This is a genomic window from Ruminococcus sp. (genome assembly GCF_016287535.1).
Lineage (GTDB): Bacteria > Bacillota > Clostridia > Oscillospirales > Ruminococcaceae > Ruminococcus.
This window is the reverse complement of record NZ_JAEFAJ010000031.1, coordinates 1-17,739: the sequence shown is the minus strand read 5'-3', so window position 1 is coordinate 17,739 and position 17,739 is coordinate 1. Positions and strand designations below refer to the sequence as shown.

Sequence of the window (17,739 nt, the reverse complement as noted above, 5' to 3'; positions counted from 1 at the left end):
TATTGGACAAATGCAGAAATGTGCTGTATAATATAATCATACCAAACAGATATGAAATATATGAATATGGAGGATAAATACAATGAGCAGAGATAATAACAACAAATTCTGGGACGAAGAGCTTGAAACTCTTCCCCGTGAGGAACTTCAGAAGAGACAGCTTGAAGACTTGAAGGAGATCGTTAAGTTCGCATACGACAACGCTCCTTACTATAGGCGTTCATTCGATGAAGCAGGCGTAAAGCCGGAGGATATCAAGACTCTCAAAGATATTGAAAAGTTCCCGTTCATCAACAAGAAAACACAGCGTGACACTCAGGGCGTAGGCTCTTTCCTTGGCGAGCTGGCAGCAGTCCCGGAGGAGGACGTAGTGTTCATCTCAACTTCGTCAGGTTCAACAGGCGTACCTACCATGAGTCCCTTCACAAAGAAGGACTTTGACGAGTTTCAGGATACTGAGAGCCGCTGGTTCTGGCAGATTGGAATGAGACCAAACGACCGTTATGTACACGCACTCAACTTCTCACTCTATGTGGGCGGCCCTGACGTAATCGGTGCCCAGAACCTTGGTGCTTTATGTATCTGGGGCGGTACTCTTCCAAGTGAGAGACTTCTCTTCATTCTGAAGACCTACAAGCCTACTATCATCTGGACTTCACCTTCCTACGCATGGCAGTTGGGTGAAAAGGCTGTAAAGGCAGGTTATGATCCGAAAAAGGACTTCAACATCAAGAAGATAATCGTTGCAGGCGAGCTTGGCGGTTCTATCGACGCTACCAGAAAGGCTATCGAAGACCTCTGGGGCGCTGAGGTATATGACTTCTATGGTCTGTCAGATATTTTCGGTGCCTGCGCTGCACAGTGCGAATACCACGACGGTCTCCACATTGCCGAGAACCACATTCTCGTTGAGACAATCGATATCCATACAGGCGAGGTCCTTGAACCCGGTCAGACAGGTGAGCTTGTATTCACAACTCTCCGCAAGCACGCCCGTCCCCTTATCAGATTCAAGACAGGTGATATCGGACGTATCGACATCACTCCCTGCAAATGCGGACGTACACACGGCAGAATACATATACTCGGCAGAAAGGACGATATGTTCATTGTTTCCGCTGTTAACGTATTCCCAAGCGATATCGAAGCTGTTATCCGTGAGCAGAGCGGCATCACAGGCGAGTACCTCATCCGTATCTTTGAGAAGGACTTCACCAGCAAGTACGCAGTTGAGATAGAGAAGAAGGCTGACAATACCAAGACCGACGACGAAGTTGCAGAGCAGGTAAGTGCAGCACTCAAGGCACGTACTGGCGTTAAGCCAGCAAGAGTTGTCGTTCATCCCGACGGCGGACTGAATACACGTTCCGAGCACAAGTCAAGACGTGTTATTGACGAGAGAAATATTGACTACAGCATCTGATCGTGATATAATATTACTGTAATTAAATATGTTCATGTAATTCGGAATTCGGAATTAGGAGTTCGGAATTATGGAGTTGGCTTCGCCAAAGGATCAAAAAATTCAGATCCTTACGCCGCAAGGCGAATTCCATTAATTCCGCATTCCGCATTCCGAATTCCTGATTTTTTAAAACCGGAGGTTTTTTTATGCCACAGCTTTCAAACCGCACAGCCACCTTTACCGATTCCGTCATAAGGCGTATGACGAGAATTTCAAATAAATACGGCGCAGTAAATCTTTCACAGGGTTTTCCCGACTTTGAGCCCCCGAAAGAGATACTCGACCGGCTTGCCGAAGTCACACGAGAGGACTTTCACCAGTATTCAATAACATGGGGCGCACAGAATTTCCGTGAAGCTCTTGCAGAAAAGCAGTCTCGTCTCATGGGAAGAAACATCGATCCCAACGGCGAGATAGTCGTCACCTGCGGAAGCACCGAGGCTATGATGGCTGCAATGATGTCAGTTACGAATCCCGGTGACAAGGTAATTGTGTTCTCACCCTTCTATGAGAACTACGGCGCAGATACCATACTTTCGGGAGCAGAGCCTATATATGTTCCGCTTATACCGCCTGAGTTCAGTTTCGATGCAGATGTTCTCGAAGCCGCTTTTAAACAGCACCCCAAGGCACTGATACTCTGTAATCCGTCCAACCCCTGCGGAAAGGTGTTCACTGTTGATGAGCTAAAAATAATCGCTGACTTTGCAAAGAAGTACGACACCTTTGTTATAACCGACGAGGTCTATGAGCACATAGTTTACGCCCCCCACAAGCACGTTTATTTTGCATCGCTTCCTGATATGTGGGAGAGAACTATTTCCTGTTCGTCGCTTTCAAAGACATACTCTATAACAGGCTGGAGACTTGGCTACGTCATTGCTCCGCCTGAGATCATTGACACTGTGAAGAAAGTACACGACTTCCTCACAGTAGGAGCTGCCGCGCCTTTGCAGGAAGCAGCAGTTACGGGACTTCGCTTCGGAGATGACTACTACAAATGGCTTCAGGACAAATACACCGAAAAGCGTGATCTCTTCCTCAATGGTCTCGACCGCATAGGCATACAGCATACTGTTCCTCAGGGTGCTTACTATATACTCCTTGATATCTCTGAGTTCGGCTACAAGAGCGACCTTGTGTTCTGCGAAAAGCTGGCTGAATATGTCGGAGTGGGAGCAGTTCCGGGATCCAGCTTCTTCAAGGAGCCTGAGAACCGCTACATAAGATTCCACTATGCAAAGAAAAACGAAACACTTGAAAACGCGCTGGAGCGTCTGAATGATATCCGGAAGAAAATGCCGAAGGAGTGAGAATATGAAGACGATCGCAAGTTTTACCGTTGACCACGACAAGCTGGAAAAGGGAATGTATATCTCCCGTATCGACGGCGATGCCGTGACCTACGACATACGCATGAAAAAGCCAAATGGCGGTGATTATCTCACCAACGGCGCACTGCACACCTTCGAGCATTTATTTGCTACCTACGCACGAAACAGTGAATATTCTGACAGTGTTATCTATGTTGGACCTATGGGCTGCCTGACAGGTTTTTATCTGATACTCCGGGATAAAGTCTCATATGAACAGGCGATAGGACTGGTTCAGGACAGTTTCCGTTTTGTGGCGGATTTCAGCGGAAAGATACCAGGCTCCGAGCGAAAGGAGTGCGGCAACTATCTGCTCCACGATCTTGAAGGCGCAAAGGCGGTCGCAAAGGATATGCTCACTGTGCTTGACGGATATACAGCAGAAAAACTGAATTACTAAAATAACTGCCACGCAATGGCGGTATACACATATATTTTTTTGCTCCGGGACAATGTTCCGGGGCGTTTTTTATTCAGTTGCCAGAAAAAACTTTTCCTCAAAACTATATCTTTATGGCTTTGGGAGGTCCTGACGGCGAACTCGCAGCTTCGCTCCGCTACCTTAATCAGCGATATGCAATGCCCTACGGTGAAGTAAAGGGACTGCTGACTGATATTGGAACTGAGGAGCTGGCCCACCTTGAGATAATTTCGGCAATACTCTATCAGCTTACAAAAAATCTTTCTGTTGATGAGATAAAGGAAAGCGGATTTGACACTTATTTTGTAGATCATACTACCGGCATCTATCCTGTTGCGGCTTCCGGAACTCCTTTCACAGCAGCTTATTTTCAGTCAAAGGGTGATGTGATAACAGATCTTAGCGAGGATATGGCTGCCGAACAGAAAGCACGCACAACTTACGACAATATCCTCAGACTGGCTGACGATCCAGATGTAAGAGATCCGATCCGTTTCCTGCGCGAGCGTGAGATAGTTCATTACCAGCGCTTCGGTGAAGCGTCCTGCACAATGTGAAGTATGGCATTATTCCGGCAAAAAGCAGGGAAATATAGCAATTTTTTTATTGACAACAGGGTAAGAATGATATATAATAGTTAAAATCAATGTTACAGGGGGGACATTATGCCACATTCATCAGGGGGCGGTTCGCATGGCGGCGGCTCTCGGAGCGGACACAGCGGTTCGCGCAGCGGCGGCCGAAGCGGACCTACCGTAAGCAGCCGGCGCTTTCCAGGGTCAAGAAGATATGCTACATACCGTCATGGCTCAATGCGCTATTTTTACGCCAGCAGTGATTATGAGCCGAAATACAATAAGAAAAGGCTGCTCTTAGGTATAATGTACCTGCCGTTTCTGCTTTTTGTTTTTCTCGGCTTCAGAAAAGCAATGCCCATCGTTCCGAAGGATTACAACCATAATATCATCATAAGGGATGACGCGGATGTTATCGAGAACGAGTGGGCTCTACGTGACAGCCTTGAGGTCTTTATGAATAAGACGGGTATTACTCCGTCGGTCGTTACGCTTTATGTTGATGACTGGCTCGGAAAATATGCTACTCTTGAAAAGTATGCTTATGACAGGTACCGTTCGGAATTCGATGATGAAATGCACTGGCTCATAGTTTATTCAAAATCAAAGGTGTATACTTCCGGTGGGGATTACGAATGGCAGTGGGAAGGTATGCAGGGGAACGATACCGATCCTGTGCTGAAGACCCGTGAGCTCAATAAATTCAATAAAGAACTCCAGAGCCAGCTCGAAAGGGGCGATGCTGACGTCGGTACAGCTATTGCTGCAGCTTTCAGTTTTTTCTCTGATAAAATATCTTTTATGCCTGATATGGCGGTACTTGTACTGACTGCTTTTATGCTTGGTTTTATTCTTTTCCATGCGTATTATATGCTTGGGCTGAACGAGATCAAGTACAGGAAAGCATTTCCGGCTCCTGAAGAGGGGATAGATGATATGTCACCCTATGTATACGATCCGGTTGATGAACAGATTGCATTCAAGGCAAACAGACCGGAAGAAACGGAGCAGAATATCTGTCCGTACTGCGGCGGAAAATATAAGATCCCACTTTCAGGGCGCTGTCCTCACTGCAATGCGGCGGTGTCGGAGGAACAATAAAAAATATTAAGCGGATAAGCATCTTTACGGCAGCTTATCCGCTTTTTGTCATATATCATCGTAAATACGTTGATTTCATTAAGTTTAAGAATATTATATCATTTGTTTTTGAAATTGCAATAGCTGAGCGGAATTTTCAGAATATAAACTAATCAGCGTAAATTCTCATTGTATATAATGCACAGATAATTGGTTGAGCAGATGTGCATACTGACGTAATATGTTAACGAAATATAGATATGTAAAAAATATATTTGAACATTGCGTATATATAAACAAGAGAAAAACATATGGGATAAGTATAAGGTATTGACCGATAAAACACAGTCCACGATGAGGTGTTCATACAGGTCTGGAATTTTTGTATTCCCCTGAATACGATGTTTCCATGTAGAAATTAGTATTCATATGTCATGACATTAATAGGCGAAGGTTGACATTAGTATATGATAACCCTGTTTTCGCTGCACAAATGTTGTTTCAGTAATGATAACAAACTGTTGCTAAATAATTAATTGCACAAATGCTTGAATATAAGCTCTGCCTCTGTGAAATGAGCCTGCTTTTTGGAATAAGGACATACTGACGTGTAGTAAAATCAAATCGGAGGTGTTGATTATGACAGATATCGACAGAACTGATTACATCGCTTCAGAAAGAAGTATTATTACGGGGAACGGACTACTTGTTACAGAAACGCTTACTCCCGTAATTATTGACCCGGAGGCAAAGAGAAATGCTGAGGAGCTGCTGCATGAGCTTGCGGCAAAATATTCGGAGTGCGTCTGAAATGACTGCCATATATGCAAGACAGTCTGTTGAAAGGTCTGACAGTATATCCATCGAGCAGCAGACTGAAATGTGCCGTTATGAAGCACGGGGAGAGGAGTGCAGGGTATATGCTGACAGGGGATACAGCGGAAAGAATATGAATCGTCCTCAGTTTTCACAGATGATGAAGGATATCGGGAACGGACTGATAGACACGGTGGTAGTTTATAGACTTGACCGCATAAGCCGTTCCATAGTGGATTTTTCAAACATGATGACAGTATTCGGGAATCATGGTGTGAAGTTTATATCCGCCACAGAAAAATTCGACACCTCTTCGCCGATAGGGAATGCGATGCTGAATATCTGTATTGTCTTTGCGCAGCTTGAAAGAGAGACTATCCAGAAGAGAGTTGCGGACGCATATTTTTCACGTAGCCGTAAGGGCTTTTTTATGGGCGGACCTGTGCCCTATGGCTTCAGAAGAGTCCCTGTTATGATAGACGGAGTGAATACGTCGATGTTTGAGCCTGATGAAGAAGAGGCAAAGGCGGTCCGTCTGATATTCGGTATGTATGCGGAGTATAAGACCGCATACGGCGATATTGTACGAAAGCTTGATGAACTTGGCATACAGAGACGGGGAAGGAAATGGGAGCGTTCAAGGATCAGGGAAATGATACTTAATCCGTTGTATGTAAGAGCGGACAAAGCTGTACTTGAGCTTTTCAGGTCGGAGGGTGCGGCGGTCGAGGAGAATGAAAACGGATTCAGCGGAGTAAACGGCTGCTACTGCTATAAGGAAGGCACTGTCAGAAAAAGAAAGGGAAATTCTTTTGAAGGCTGTCATATCGTACCTGCGCCGGGAGAGGGCATAGTCGATTCAGCGCTATGGCTGAAATGCCGCAAAAAGTGTATTGCTGACAAAAAAGCTTCACCTGTCAGAAAAGCCAGGAATTCGTGGCTGTGCGGAAAGATAAAATGTCTCTGCTGCGGATATGCCCTTGTGGTAAAGCGTGGCGGAGGAAGAGATATAAGATATCTTATGTGCAGTGAAAGACTGAGAAACGGGGAGTGTTCGGCAGAAACAATCTATGCAGACGAAGCGGAGGAGGCTGTTTGCTCAGAGATGAAAAGGAAGGCGTCAGCCTTGGGAACTGATCTTTCGGCTGTATGGAACAATATGAGCTTTGATGAAAAGCGTCAGCTGACTGATATGCTTGCTGAAACGATTTATGCCTGCAAGGGGCGGATAGTTATCAGATGGAGAGCGTGAAGCTTTTTTGTTTCTGTTTCATTTCGTGCTCAGCGGTGAAGCGCTCCGTCTTGCACAGGATAAACTGGATTCAAAGAATTTCTATGCCTGCAACCCTGCTTTTGACAAGAAATGCGGCAAGAAAAAGTGAACATTGCGGCTCCCGGAAGGGAGCCGTCCTTTTGCCTTTTGTATTACCGGGAAAGCGGTTTACACATTGTATAATAATGCGAATTTTGAATCGTCAGAACGTCTAAACGGGAGAAGCTTTTACTGTGCTGAACAACGAAAATTCGTTCATAATTACTGATTTGTATTGACATACAGAGAGTAATATGCTATACTTTAATCATAGAAGGGGAGGGTCCGTAAAGAGACCTGGATACATAATTGATCAGACATGGACTCGAAGGGGGTTGGATAAGCAGCCGACACGTTAAGTGTCGGCTGCTTTTGACTGCGGGAGCTGAAAAGCTCCCGTTTTCTTTTTTATCCGCATAAATAATACGACGCAAAATGAGCGCTTGCGTCAGAACATTCTGACGCAGCAGATGTATCCGGCACGGAAAAAGCAGGAAAATCGGTATTGATGCCGTACATTGTTGTGAAATAATTCTTTCCGGTGCTGCCGGCAGCTGTTATACTGTTATAAAGGAGGCGGCTGTAATGCTTGATAAGCTTTTTTCAGATGAAACATATATAAGCGGAGCTGAAACAGAGGGACTGCTTTATTCTGTACATGATGGTGAAGCTGTTGTAACCGGGTTCACCGGCAGACCGGAATATATAGATATACCGGATTTTTTCAGCTGTTACCCCGTTACTGAGCTCCGCGACAACGCATTCTATAAATGTGAGACGCTGAGAGGGATAGACCTGCCTGATACTGTTGCACGGATAGGACATCATTGTTTCTATGCCTGTGACAAGCTTGAAGCAGTAAGACTTCCGGACGGACTGGAGGAAATAGGAGAGGGCTGCTTCTGCGGCTGCGTCAGGCTTTCGGATATCACTCTCCCGGCGTCTTTGGATAAACTGCCTGATTCATGCTTCCGCGCCTGTGTCAGTCTTTCTGATGTGAAGCTGCCGCAGGGACTGAAAAGTATAGGTGAATTATGCTTTTCCGACTGCGAAGGACTTGAAAGTATAAGTACAGGCAATGAGCTCAGCAGCATCGGCAGCGGAGCTTTTTATATGTGTCCAAAGCTGGAACGTATCTATATACCGCCTGTCTGCACTTATATCGGCGATCAGGCATTAGGATTTGACTGTAACGGCAATCAGCTTATAACAAATGAGCACCTGGTCATTCTTGGAGCGGAGGATTCCGCTGCGGAAAGATATGCTTTCACGAACGGTGTTGCTTTCTCATGTTATAACGGAGAGGATCATACCGCTGCCGGATTGCTCTCAGCGCCGAAAGCTTTGAAAAAAGCTGATATAGCTGCTTTTTCCGGAGCAGCTGTATTCGCGGTACTCATCATTTCTCTTCTTCGGCGTTTGTTTTTACAAAAGAAAGTATAAAAGCTTAAATTATTGAGCAAAAGGGTTTCCTCTGACCGTTTATTGCGCCTGCAGAAAAAAATCATCATTTTGAGGAATGTTTTATGAAAACTCTTGCATTTTCATTAAAAATGTGCTATGATACTTGTGTAGGTATGCGTTAACCATGATAATTAAAGGTAGGCACTTAAATTATCGGGTATATATAATTTAATATTATACGATCTGGAGGGATCATTTTGAAGAAAGAGATATTGAAGCGGTCTGCCGGCACTGTGGCGGCTGCTTTCATTGCTGTGACAGCGATGAGCTCTCCCTCTGTGCCGGAAGCTGCCGATATGGCTGCGGCGTCTGATACCGTCCTGAAGTATGAGTTCGAGGACGGTGAGACCAGCGGTGGCAAGATCCATGCAAACGGAGCTTCTGATGTCAAAATGGGGGATTTCCCGGAAGATACCGACCTCAGCGGTTTTTCAGGAAAGGGATTTGCTTACCTCGACCAGAAGGGCACGACTCTTACCATTGAAGCTGATGTTCCCGAAGGGGGACTGTATGAGATGACGATATGCTACTGCGAGCCCAGCGATCCGCGCAAAAAGGTGCAGTATCTAAATGTCAACGGCGTCAATCAGGGAGAGCTGACCTGCCCGTACACAAACAAGTTCGCCGAGACCTCCGGCGGTGTGGTGAACCTGAAAAAAGGAAAGAATACCATCGAGATCAAGGCATACTGGGGCTATACATTCTTCGATTACCTCACGTTAAAGCCCGCCCCGGAAAAGCTTACAAATCTGTCGCCCACAAGGGAGCTTTCAAATCCCAAAGCTTCCGATACTGCAAAAAGGCTCTACAGCTACCTCTGCGATGTTTACGGAAAGCATATCATCGCCGGTCAGCAGGAATATTGCGGCGACCACAACTACAACCTCTGGAACAGCCCCGACGTTTTTATCAAGGACAACGAGGCTGAATTTGAATATATTATGGAAAAGACAGGCAAGCAGCCTGCCATACGCGGTATCGACTTCCTCGCCTACAACACTTCTTCGGACTGGCGCGACCACGCTCCCGAACGTGTTATCGAGTGGGTGAACAAGTATCACGGTATCGCTACCGTCTCATGGCACTGGAACGTGCCCTGTGAGGAGGGAAGCTCCGACGTAGCGTTCTATGTTGAGTCGGCGAATCCCAAATTCACCACCTTCAGCATATCAAAAGCCCTTGAGGAAGGCACATGGGAGAATAAGGTCATTATGGCTGATATAGAACTCATTGCCGGAGAGCTGAAAAAACTGAAGGACGCTGATGTGCCTGTGCTGTGGAGACCTCTCCATGAAGCCGAGGGCGCATGGTTCTGGTGGGGAGCAGAGGGCGCGGAGCCCTGCAAAAAGCTCTACCGCCTGCTGTATGATAAGCTCACCAATGAGTACGGTCTGGACAATCTGATATGGATATGGACGGGTTCCACATCTCCGGAGGCTGCCGAGTGGTATCCCGGAGACGATGTGGTGGATATCATCGGCTGCGACAAGTACAACTGCGCCGACGGTGTTGCCAATCTCAGCTCCATATCGTCTACATTCTACAGTCTGGTGCAGAGCACTGACGGACAGAAGATGGTCACAATGTCGGAAAACGACTCGATACCATCTCTTGAGAATCTTGTAAACGACAAGGCGGCATGGCTTTATTTCTGCCCGTGGTATATGAACTACCTCACAAGCGAGCAGAATAATCCCGTGGATAACCTCGTTGAGATATACAACAGTGACTACTGCATAACTCTCGACGAGCTGCCCGACCTGAAAAGCTATCCAATTAATGGGGGCGGAGATACTGTAGTTACCGTAACTACTGTCACGTCAGAGCCGGTCACAACGACTTCGACCTCCGCTGTTTCAACTACTTCAGAAAAAACTGCTGCTTCAACGACGACCACTGTTTCTCAGACTTCGGATACGACCTCTGCAGACTACAGAAAGGGCGACGCTAACTGCGACGGCAATGTTGATATGGCTGATGCCGTACTTATAATGCAGTTGCTGGCAAATCCTGACAAATACGGCGTGAATGGCACTGACTCGCACCATATCACTTCGCAGGGACTGTCAAACGGCGACGTTGACAACGGCAGTAAGGGTCTTACTTCAAATGACGCACTGGAGATACAGAGATATCTTCTCGGCCTTGTGAAGTGGGACGATATAAAAGCTAATTGATTCACATTATTTTAAAGGGAGGAAAACATGATGAATCACAAAAAACTGATCGCAGCGGTAACAAGTTTAGTTACTGCGGCAACATCATTCTGCTTCACTGCTTCGCCTGCACTGGCGGCAGATGACGAAGCAGTGCAGGAGTTCTGCGCGCCTATAAGTGAGGTCGTAACGGATTCAGGTCTGGATATCGACTACGCACGCGCACTCCAGTATTCACTTTATTTCTATGACGCTAATATGTGCGGCGATACTGTTGATAATGACAGCCGTCTTTCATGGCGCGGCAACTGCCACACATACGACGCTCATGTTCCTATGATAACATGGGACAAGCAGACAAACAAGACCAGCAAGGGCGGTACTAACCTTTCTGAGTCATTCATGGCAAAATACAAGGACGTCCTCGATCCTGACGGCGACGGCACTATCGACGTTGCAGGCGGCTTCCACGACGCAGGTGACCACGTTGAGTTCGGTATGCCTGAAAACTATTCTGCGGCTACTCTCGGCTGGGACTACTATGAGTTCCGCGACGTATTCAAGAAGCTCGGACAGGACGACCATATGGAGACTATCCTCCGTCACTTCAACGATTACCTCATGAAGTGTACGTTCCGCGATAAGGACGGTACAGTTATCGCTCACTGCTATCAGGTAGGCGACGGTAACATCGACCATGCTATATGGAACAGCCCTGAGGTAGACACTATGCCCCGTCCGGCATTCTTCCTCACAGCTGAAAAGCCTCAGACAGACTATGTTGTTTCTGCCTGCGCTTCACTGGCTATCAATTACCTTAACTTCAAGGACACAGATACAGAGTACGCTGAGAAGTCTCTCGACTACGCAAAGGCTCTCTGGAACTTCGCCAACGACAATGAAAAGGAGCTTTCAGACAACGCAGACGGTCCCGGAGCATTCTACGGCTCTACAAAGTGGGAAGACGATTACTGCTGGGCTGCTGCATGGATGTACCTTGCAACAGGCGATGAGAGCGTATTTGATTACGCTGTGGAGATATTCGATTACTATGCTCCTTCCGGCTGGTGCTACTGCTGGAACGATATGTGGAGCGGCGCAGGCGTAATGTGGGCTGCGATCAATCAGCAGCACCCTGAGCTTGACCTCGTTCAGAAGATCAGGGACGCTCAGGGCAAGAACCAGTACGTATTCGATGATTTCTGGGACGATGACTGTGTAGGCAAGTGCCTGAAGACATGGAAGCAGCTGGAGACAAAGGGCGGCTTCGCATACCTCAACCAGTGGGGAAGCTGCCGTTACAATACAGCTATGCAGATGATATGCCTTGTTTACGATAAGTACAAGAACGACGGCAAGCCCAGCGAGTGGAGCGAATGGGCTAAGAAGCAGATGGACTACGTTCTCGGTCAGAACGATGTAACATACAAGGAAAACTCAAAGCAGACAGTTCTTGCCGGCAGAAACGGCACACACGGTCCGAGAGCATTTATTGTCGGCTATAACGATACAGCTGTAAAGAATCCTCATCACCGTGCTGCTTCGGGACTTCTCATGGCTGAGGATCCCCGTGAGCAGAAGCATATCCTCTGGGGCGCTCTTGCAGGCGGTCCTGACGGAAGTGACGGTCACAGCGACAGCACAAACGACTGGGTAGAGAACGAGGTTACTATCGACTATAACGCTTGTCTCCCCGGCGCAGCTGCTGGTCTCTATGCACTGTACGGCACACCTGAAATGGCTGTAACTCCCAACTTCCCGCCTGAGGACGAGAAGAGAGTTTACGGAAGCGGAAGCGGCGACGGCGGCGGAAGCGGTTACTGGGTAGAGGCTGTCGGCGTAGACAAGCCCAACCTTAATGGTGACGGTTCAGGTACTACACAGGTATCCTTCAAGGTACTCTCAGGCGAGAGCAATCCTTCCAAGAAGATCTCTGTTCGTTACTTCTTCAATATCAAGGAAATGGCAAAGGGCATCGACGGTCTCGGAGAGGTCCGCGAGCTTTACGATCAGTCAAGCACGGAGGACGGTGAGGTAGGCGCTGACGGTGTGCTCACAGGTCCCTTCAAGTATGACAAGGTAGCTGATACCTACTATGTTGAGATCACATGGGACGGCTATGTTATTGCAAACTCAGGCAAGAAGTACCAGTTCGATCTCGGTATGTACTACGGTGATATATGGGATCCTACAAATGACTGGAGCTATCAGGATCTGAAGATAGGCAAGAGCGAGGACTTCTTCGCAGTTGACGATCCGCCGGAGAAGCGTACAGATTATATCTGTATCTACGATGACGGCGTTCTCGTAGGCGGTATCGAGCCTGACGGAACGACTGCTGAGGAAAAGACAAAGGATACTACTACCACAACATCAAAAACAACCACTACTACAACTTCAAAGACTACGACAACAACTACTACAACTTCCACAACTTCAAAGCCAACAACAACTACTACTGTATCCGACACCAAGACAACGACCACAACTACTGTTACTACAAGCAGTGATCCTACAGACAAGAATGATACAACCAGAGTAACACTTGCAGGCGACGTAAACTGTGACGGCACTGTAGATATGGCAGACGCTGTTCTTATCATGCAGTCTCTTGCAAACCCCAACAAGTACGGCATTGGCGGTACTTCAGACAAGTGCCTGACAGAGCAGGGCGCAGCAAACGGCGATGTTGATACATCTGTAGCTGGACTTACTTCAAATGACGCTCTGAAGATACAGGAGTTCCTTCTCGGAAAGGTCAAGTCTCTCTGATAAAAACTAAAGCTGCACGTAAGAGGAGCCCCCTCTGGCAGAATCGTGGCATAAAATTACCGAGCCCATACTTTCGGGCTCGGTACCCCACTTTTTCTGCTAAGGGAAGCTGTCTGAATGTGCAGCTTTTTTATGTGCGTTTTCACATAACTTTCATTTCTCTCACAATTTACCTGTTGTTTTTATAAAATGAATGTGTTATAATTTTATCATACCTGATATAGGAGATGATTTTTAATGAATGAAGAAAAGAATCCGTGGAAGCAGTATGCCATATACATAGCGGTATGTCTGCTGTTGCTGATGGTCTTCAATTCCGTGATAGTGCCCGCAATGAACAGGGCTGCAATAAAGGACGCTGATTACAGCTTTTTCCTCGACCAGCTTGACGAGGAAAATGTAGGAAAGGTCCAGATAGAAGAGAGCGAGATAAAGTTCACTGTGAATGAAGCTGACGGCAGGGAGCAGGCATATAACACAGTCCGTATCTATGATCCTGACCTTGTATCACGCCTTCACGAGCATGACAATGTGGAGTTCACAGGCAGCATACAGCAGCAGAGCCCTCTCAGGGACTTCCTTTTCGGCTGGATACTTCCGATACTGTTCATGGTAGTTGTATGGAACCTGCTGTTCAAGAGCATAGGCAAGCGCATGGGCGGACTCGGAAATGCAATGTCATTCGGCAAAAGCAATGCTAAAATATATGTAAAAGCGCAGACAGGAAAGACATTTGACGATGTTGCAGGACAGGACGAGGCTAAGGAGGCTCTTGCCGAGATAGTTGACTTCCTCCACAATCCTGAAAAGTATGCGGAAATAGGTGCGGATCTTCCTAAGGGAGCTCTTCTTGTAGGTCCTCCAGGCACCGGAAAGACCCTGCTTGCACAGGCTGTGGCAGGTGAGGCTGAGGTACCGTTCTTCTCTATTTCCGGCTCTGAGTTTGTGGAGATGTTCGTAGGTATGGGTGCGGCAAAGGTCCGTGACCTGTTCAGTCAGGCAAATGACAAGGCTCCGTGTATAGTTTTCATAGACGAGATAGATACTATAGGCAAAAAGCGCGACGGTCAGATGGGCGGCAACGACGAACGCGAGCAGACCCTGAATCAGCTGCTCACGGAAATGGACGGCTTTGACGGAAAGAAGGGTGTAGTGATCCTCGCTGCTACAAACCGTCCCGAATCGCTGGATCCGGCGCTGCTTCGTCCCGGACGCTTTGACAGGCGTATTCCTGTTGAGCTGCCTGACCTTGCGGGACGTAAAGCTGTGCTTAGAGTTCATGCAAAGAAAATAAAACTGAGCGACGGCATTGACTTCAACGCAATAGCACGTGCAACTGCGGGAGCATCAGGAGCTGAGCTTGCCAATATCATCAATGAGGCTGCTCTGAGAGCTGTACGAAGCGGCAGGAGCTCTGTTGACCAGTCTGACCTTGAGGAGAGCGTTGAAGTAGTCATCGCTGGCTACCAGCGCAAGAATGCGGTCATTTCTCAGAAGGAAAAGGAAATAATCGCATACCATGAGATAGGTCATGCCCTTGTTGCTGCAAAGCAGAAATATTCAGCGCCGGTACATAAGATCACTATTATACCAAGAACGTCAGGCGCTCTCGGATATACCATGCAGGTGGACGAGGACGAGAAGTTCCTGCTTTCAAAGGAAGAGGCACTTTCAAAGATAGCTACGCTTACAGGCGGAAGATCGGCAGAGGAGCTGGTTTTCAATACCTGTACTTCCGGCGCTTCAAACGATATAGAAAAGGCTACGCAGATAGCCCGTGCCATGGTAACGCGCTATGGTATGAGCAGCAGCTTCGACATGGTTGCCCTTGAGACAGTTAACAACAAGTATCTCGGCGGTGACGCTTCTCTGGTATGTTCTCCAGAGACTGCCGCGAAGGTTGACGAGGAAGTAAACAATATCGTCAAGAGCGCTCATGTAAAGGCGCTGAAGATACTTTCCGAGAACAGTGAAAAGCTGCATGAGCTTGCCCGTTTCCTGCTTGACAGGGAGACTATAACGGGAGAGGAGTTCATGAAGATACTTCAGGCAGAGGAAGCTTATGCCTGATAATTCAAAAGCCCGAAGGATACTTCTGGCTTTTGTTATGCTATTAGAGATGGTCTGCGAACTCTTTTTCCTCTTTTTCGGTGATTTCGGACTGGATCTTGTATAATATCTGTTCTTCCTCAATATCAACGTATATAATGTCGTTTTTATCAAAGCAGGACAGTTTTTCGATATCGGCATCAGTGAACATTTTTCTCTTTCTGACGATTATTTCGGAGGTTATTCTGCTTTCCTTTGATGCGTACAGTATTATTGAAGCAATTCCTGCGAACAGGCACATTGATGTCACGCAGTAATCAAGCGGTCGGACAAGATCGCTGAATGAAACAAAATCAAATGCGAAGTGCGCGAAGACCTTGCTGATGATATTGTATGAAATTACCGGCAGGATAACTATGCTGAACACATATAAGCGAAGCACGTTGGTTATAAGGTCTGACTGCCTTTTGCACAGGAATTCATCGGCTATATAGTGCCGTTCTGCTTTATCTTCCGGAGCAGCATCGGAATTGAGCCTGGCGTTTACCTTTTTCAGTTTGAACTTTACGTTTCTGAGCTCGCGTTCCTTTTGCGGAATGAGCTTTTGCTTGATGATTATAGATTCAAGTATGAAAGTGCAGATGATAAGATTGAATGCAGACTGATCCGCGGCACCGCAGTCAAAGAGGCTGTAGCAGCCTAACAGAACAATAGATATTATCAGAAGCGCCGGATTATGTATGGCTTCGATCAGAGCGACTGGAATAGAAATGAGTATAAGAGCGATCAGCAGTATGATACCTGTGACCTTCAAAGGCAAAACGGGCCACTGATTGAACAGGAATACTATGATCACCAGAGCGATGAGTATTGAAAGTACAGATATGATAAACCAGGATTTTTTCAGCGTATCAATATTATCATGTATGAATTTTGTAATCCGGACACGTTTATTGTGTTTTTTCTTTAATACAGACTTGTTTTCCTTTTTGATCCGGTTATTCTTTTCAGACATTGCATAAATACCCCTTTCTGTTTTTTATATAATAACATTTTTTATTGATACAGTCAATATATTATCTTAAAATACAGACATTTTTGCAGGAAGCTGAATATTATTTACTGTTTTTGCCATACTGTAACCGAGGTGATGTTGATGAAAAAGCCTTCATTGGCTGTTATGGCGGCAGGATTCGTACTTGCTGTACTGATTTCAAATATCGGGAGCTTTATAGGCGATGGCATGAAGCTGGACGAGCTTCGCGGAAGCGTCCTGAGACTGCATATACTCGCAAACTCTGACAGCGAGCGGGATCAGCGGCTGAAACTGATGGTCCGCGACGAACTGCTCAGGAGCAATATTTTCAGAGGAGCGGCTGATCTTGCGGAAGCGGAATCGGTTGCTGCCGAGAATCTGAATATAATTGAAGACACGGCGGAGAGAGTCCTGCGTTCTCAGGGGTGTCAGGACAGCGTTACTGCGGAGCTTGAGGACGCTGTGTTCAATGAGCGTACTTACGGTGATATAACCATGCCGTCCGGCAGATACCGTGCTCTGCGTATAATGATAGGAAAGGCAGAGGGGCATAACTGGTGGTGTGTCATGTATCCGCCGCTTTGTCTGCCTGCTGCCTGTGAAAATACCGATGAAGCGAATGCTGAGAAGGACAGCGCTGAAACAGACCCAAACACGGAAGAGAAGCATTTTGATAAAAAAGAACTTGATATACTTAAACATCCTAAGAAATATAAGATCAGATTTGCAATATGGGATAAAATCAAGAGTTTTGTCAAGGATGATATTGTGCAAAATGACAAAAATAAAGAAGCTGCTTGACAATTAACGGAAATGAGTATATAATTATTTAGTAAACAAAGCAGAACTATGCGTTCTCACCGTCGGGCTTTGCTGAAACGGTCAATATGTAATGAGCTATCGGGCTGTTCTTGCGGCAGCTGTGGTATATTCAGTGTGTATTGGTGAGTGCGGATAATTTCTGCACTCATTTTTGTTTTTAAATTATTTTGCTTGGAGGTGCTTGACTATTAGCAAACAGGAACTGCAGATCAACGAAGAGATAAGAGACAAGGAAGTACTCGTAATCGACGCTGACGGTAAAAAGCTCGGCGTTTTATCCGCCAAAGAGGCTCAGCAGATAGCCTTCGATCAGGATCTGGATCTCGTTAAGATCGCTCCGCAGGCAACACCGCCCGTATGCCGCGTTATGGACTACGGAAAGTATTGCTTCGAGCAGG

The 17,739-nt window shown here is 46.6% G+C and carries 15 protein-coding genes; 14 read left to right on the top strand and 1 reads right to left on the bottom strand.

The genetic code is table 11. The annotated features are described in order from the left end of the window. The first annotated feature begins 82 nt into the window (after positions 1–82). From QZZ36_RS10825 to ftsH, 12 genes are all read left to right on the top strand, one after another. Positions 83–1,423, top strand: coding sequence for an AMP-binding protein (locus QZZ36_RS10825; protein ID WP_295081334.1), 1,341 nt, complete (start codon positions 83–85; stop codon positions 1,421–1,423). Between the two features lie 188 nt (positions 1,424–1,611). After that, positions 1,612–2,778 carry a pyridoxal phosphate-dependent aminotransferase gene (locus QZZ36_RS10820; RefSeq protein ID WP_295081332.1) on the top strand — a complete coding sequence of 389 codons (1,167 nt, stop codon included), beginning with the start codon at positions 1,612–1,614 and terminating at the stop codon, positions 2,776–2,778. Between the two features lie 4 nt (positions 2,779–2,782). Then, entirely contained in the window at positions 2,783–3,238 is a 456-nt protein-coding gene (locus QZZ36_RS10815; RefSeq protein ID WP_295081330.1) for an S-ribosylhomocysteine lyase, read from the top strand. 113 nt (positions 3,239–3,351) lie between these two features. Further along, positions 3,352–3,816, top strand: a complete 465-nt coding sequence (locus QZZ36_RS10810) for a manganese catalase family protein (protein ID WP_295081380.1) — start codon at positions 3,352–3,354, stop codon at positions 3,814–3,816. A 108-nt stretch (positions 3,817–3,924) separates the two neighbouring features. Beyond that, complete coding sequence (locus QZZ36_RS10805) at positions 3,925–4,935, top strand: hypothetical protein (RefSeq protein WP_295081328.1); 1,011 nt, start codon at positions 3,925–3,927, stop codon at positions 4,933–4,935. A 618-nt stretch (positions 4,936–5,553) separates the two neighbouring features. Beyond that, on the top strand, positions 5,554–5,724 hold the full coding sequence (locus QZZ36_RS10800) for a hypothetical protein (RefSeq protein WP_295081326.1): 171 nt from the start codon (positions 5,554–5,556) through the stop codon (positions 5,722–5,724). A 1-nt stretch (position 5,725) separates the two neighbouring features. Then, positions 5,726–6,982: a recombinase family protein gene (locus QZZ36_RS10795; protein WP_295081324.1), complete on the top strand. Its 1,257-nt coding sequence runs from the start codon at positions 5,726–5,728 to the stop codon at positions 6,980–6,982. 7 nt (positions 6,983–6,989) lie between these two features. Next, positions 6,990–7,112, top strand: a complete 123-nt coding sequence (locus tag QZZ36_RS10790; RefSeq protein ID WP_365686302.1) for a hypothetical protein — start codon at positions 6,990–6,992, stop codon at positions 7,110–7,112. Between the two features lie 515 nt (positions 7,113–7,627). Beyond that, a complete protein-coding gene (locus tag QZZ36_RS10785; RefSeq protein ID WP_295081322.1) occupies positions 7,628–8,485 on the top strand; it encodes a leucine-rich repeat domain-containing protein in 858 nt (285 codons plus the stop codon). 218 nt (positions 8,486–8,703) lie between these two features. After that, complete coding sequence (locus QZZ36_RS10780) at positions 8,704–10,683, top strand: glycosyl hydrolase (RefSeq protein WP_295081319.1); 1,980 nt, start codon at positions 8,704–8,706, stop codon at positions 10,681–10,683. A gap of 30 nt (positions 10,684–10,713) precedes the next feature. Beyond that, positions 10,714–13,434 carry a glycoside hydrolase family 9 protein gene (locus QZZ36_RS10775; RefSeq protein ID WP_295081317.1) on the top strand — a complete coding sequence of 907 codons (2,721 nt, stop codon included), beginning with the start codon at positions 10,714–10,716 and terminating at the stop codon, positions 13,432–13,434. A 237-nt stretch (positions 13,435–13,671) separates the two neighbouring features. After that, positions 13,672–15,504: an ATP-dependent zinc metalloprotease FtsH gene (gene ftsH, locus QZZ36_RS10770; protein ID WP_295081314.1), complete on the top strand. Its 1,833-nt coding sequence runs from the start codon at positions 13,672–13,674 to the stop codon at positions 15,502–15,504. Positions 15,505–15,547: 43 nt separating this feature from the next. On the opposite strand, the gene QZZ36_RS10765 is transcribed toward ftsH, so the two are convergent. Beyond that, entirely contained in the window at positions 15,548–16,498 is a 951-nt protein-coding gene (locus QZZ36_RS10765) for a hypothetical protein (protein ID WP_295081313.1), read from the bottom strand. Positions 16,499–16,639: 141 nt separating this feature from the next. Here QZZ36_RS10765 and QZZ36_RS10760 point away from each other — a divergent pair, with 141 nt between their 5' ends. Further along, entirely contained in the window at positions 16,640–17,320 is a 681-nt protein-coding gene (locus QZZ36_RS10760; RefSeq protein ID WP_295081311.1) for a stage II sporulation protein R, read from the top strand. Positions 17,321–17,522: 202 nt separating this feature from the next. Next, on the top strand, positions 17,523–17,739 hold a 217-nt coding region (infC, locus tag QZZ36_RS10755; protein ID WP_295081309.1), incomplete at its 3' end, for a translation initiation factor IF-3.

What these genes read in the sequence shown, in the direction of transcription:
- QZZ36_RS10805 (WP_295081328.1), top strand. Translation starts at nt 3,925, where the DNA reads ATGCCACATTCATCAGGGGGCGGTTCGCATGGCGGCGGCTCTCGGAGC.
- QZZ36_RS10765 (WP_295081313.1), bottom strand. Translation starts at nt 16,498, where the DNA reads ATGTCTGAAAAGAATAACCGGATCAAAAAGGAAAACAAGTCTGTATTA.
- QZZ36_RS10810 (WP_295081380.1), top strand. Translation starts at nt 3,352, where the DNA reads ATGGCTTTGGGAGGTCCTGACGGCGAACTCGCAGCTTCGCTCCGCTAC.
- QZZ36_RS10785 (WP_295081322.1), top strand. Translation starts at nt 7,628, where the DNA reads ATGCTTGATAAGCTTTTTTCAGATGAAACATATATAAGCGGAGCTGAA.
- QZZ36_RS10800 (WP_295081326.1), top strand. Translation starts at nt 5,554, where the DNA reads ATGACAGATATCGACAGAACTGATTACATCGCTTCAGAAAGAAGTATT.
- QZZ36_RS10825 (WP_295081334.1), top strand. Translation starts at nt 83, where the DNA reads ATGAGCAGAGATAATAACAACAAATTCTGGGACGAAGAGCTTGAAACT.
- QZZ36_RS10820 (WP_295081332.1), top strand. Translation starts at nt 1,612, where the DNA reads ATGCCACAGCTTTCAAACCGCACAGCCACCTTTACCGATTCCGTCATA.
- QZZ36_RS10815 (WP_295081330.1), top strand. Translation starts at nt 2,783, where the DNA reads ATGAAGACGATCGCAAGTTTTACCGTTGACCACGACAAGCTGGAAAAG.
- ftsH (WP_295081314.1), top strand. Translation starts at nt 13,672, where the DNA reads ATGAATGAAGAAAAGAATCCGTGGAAGCAGTATGCCATATACATAGCG.
- QZZ36_RS10760 (WP_295081311.1), top strand. Translation starts at nt 16,640, where the DNA reads ATGAAAAAGCCTTCATTGGCTGTTATGGCGGCAGGATTCGTACTTGCT.
- QZZ36_RS10775 (WP_295081317.1), top strand. Translation starts at nt 10,714, where the DNA reads ATGAATCACAAAAAACTGATCGCAGCGGTAACAAGTTTAGTTACTGCG.
- QZZ36_RS10795 (WP_295081324.1), top strand. Translation starts at nt 5,726, where the DNA reads ATGACTGCCATATATGCAAGACAGTCTGTTGAAAGGTCTGACAGTATA.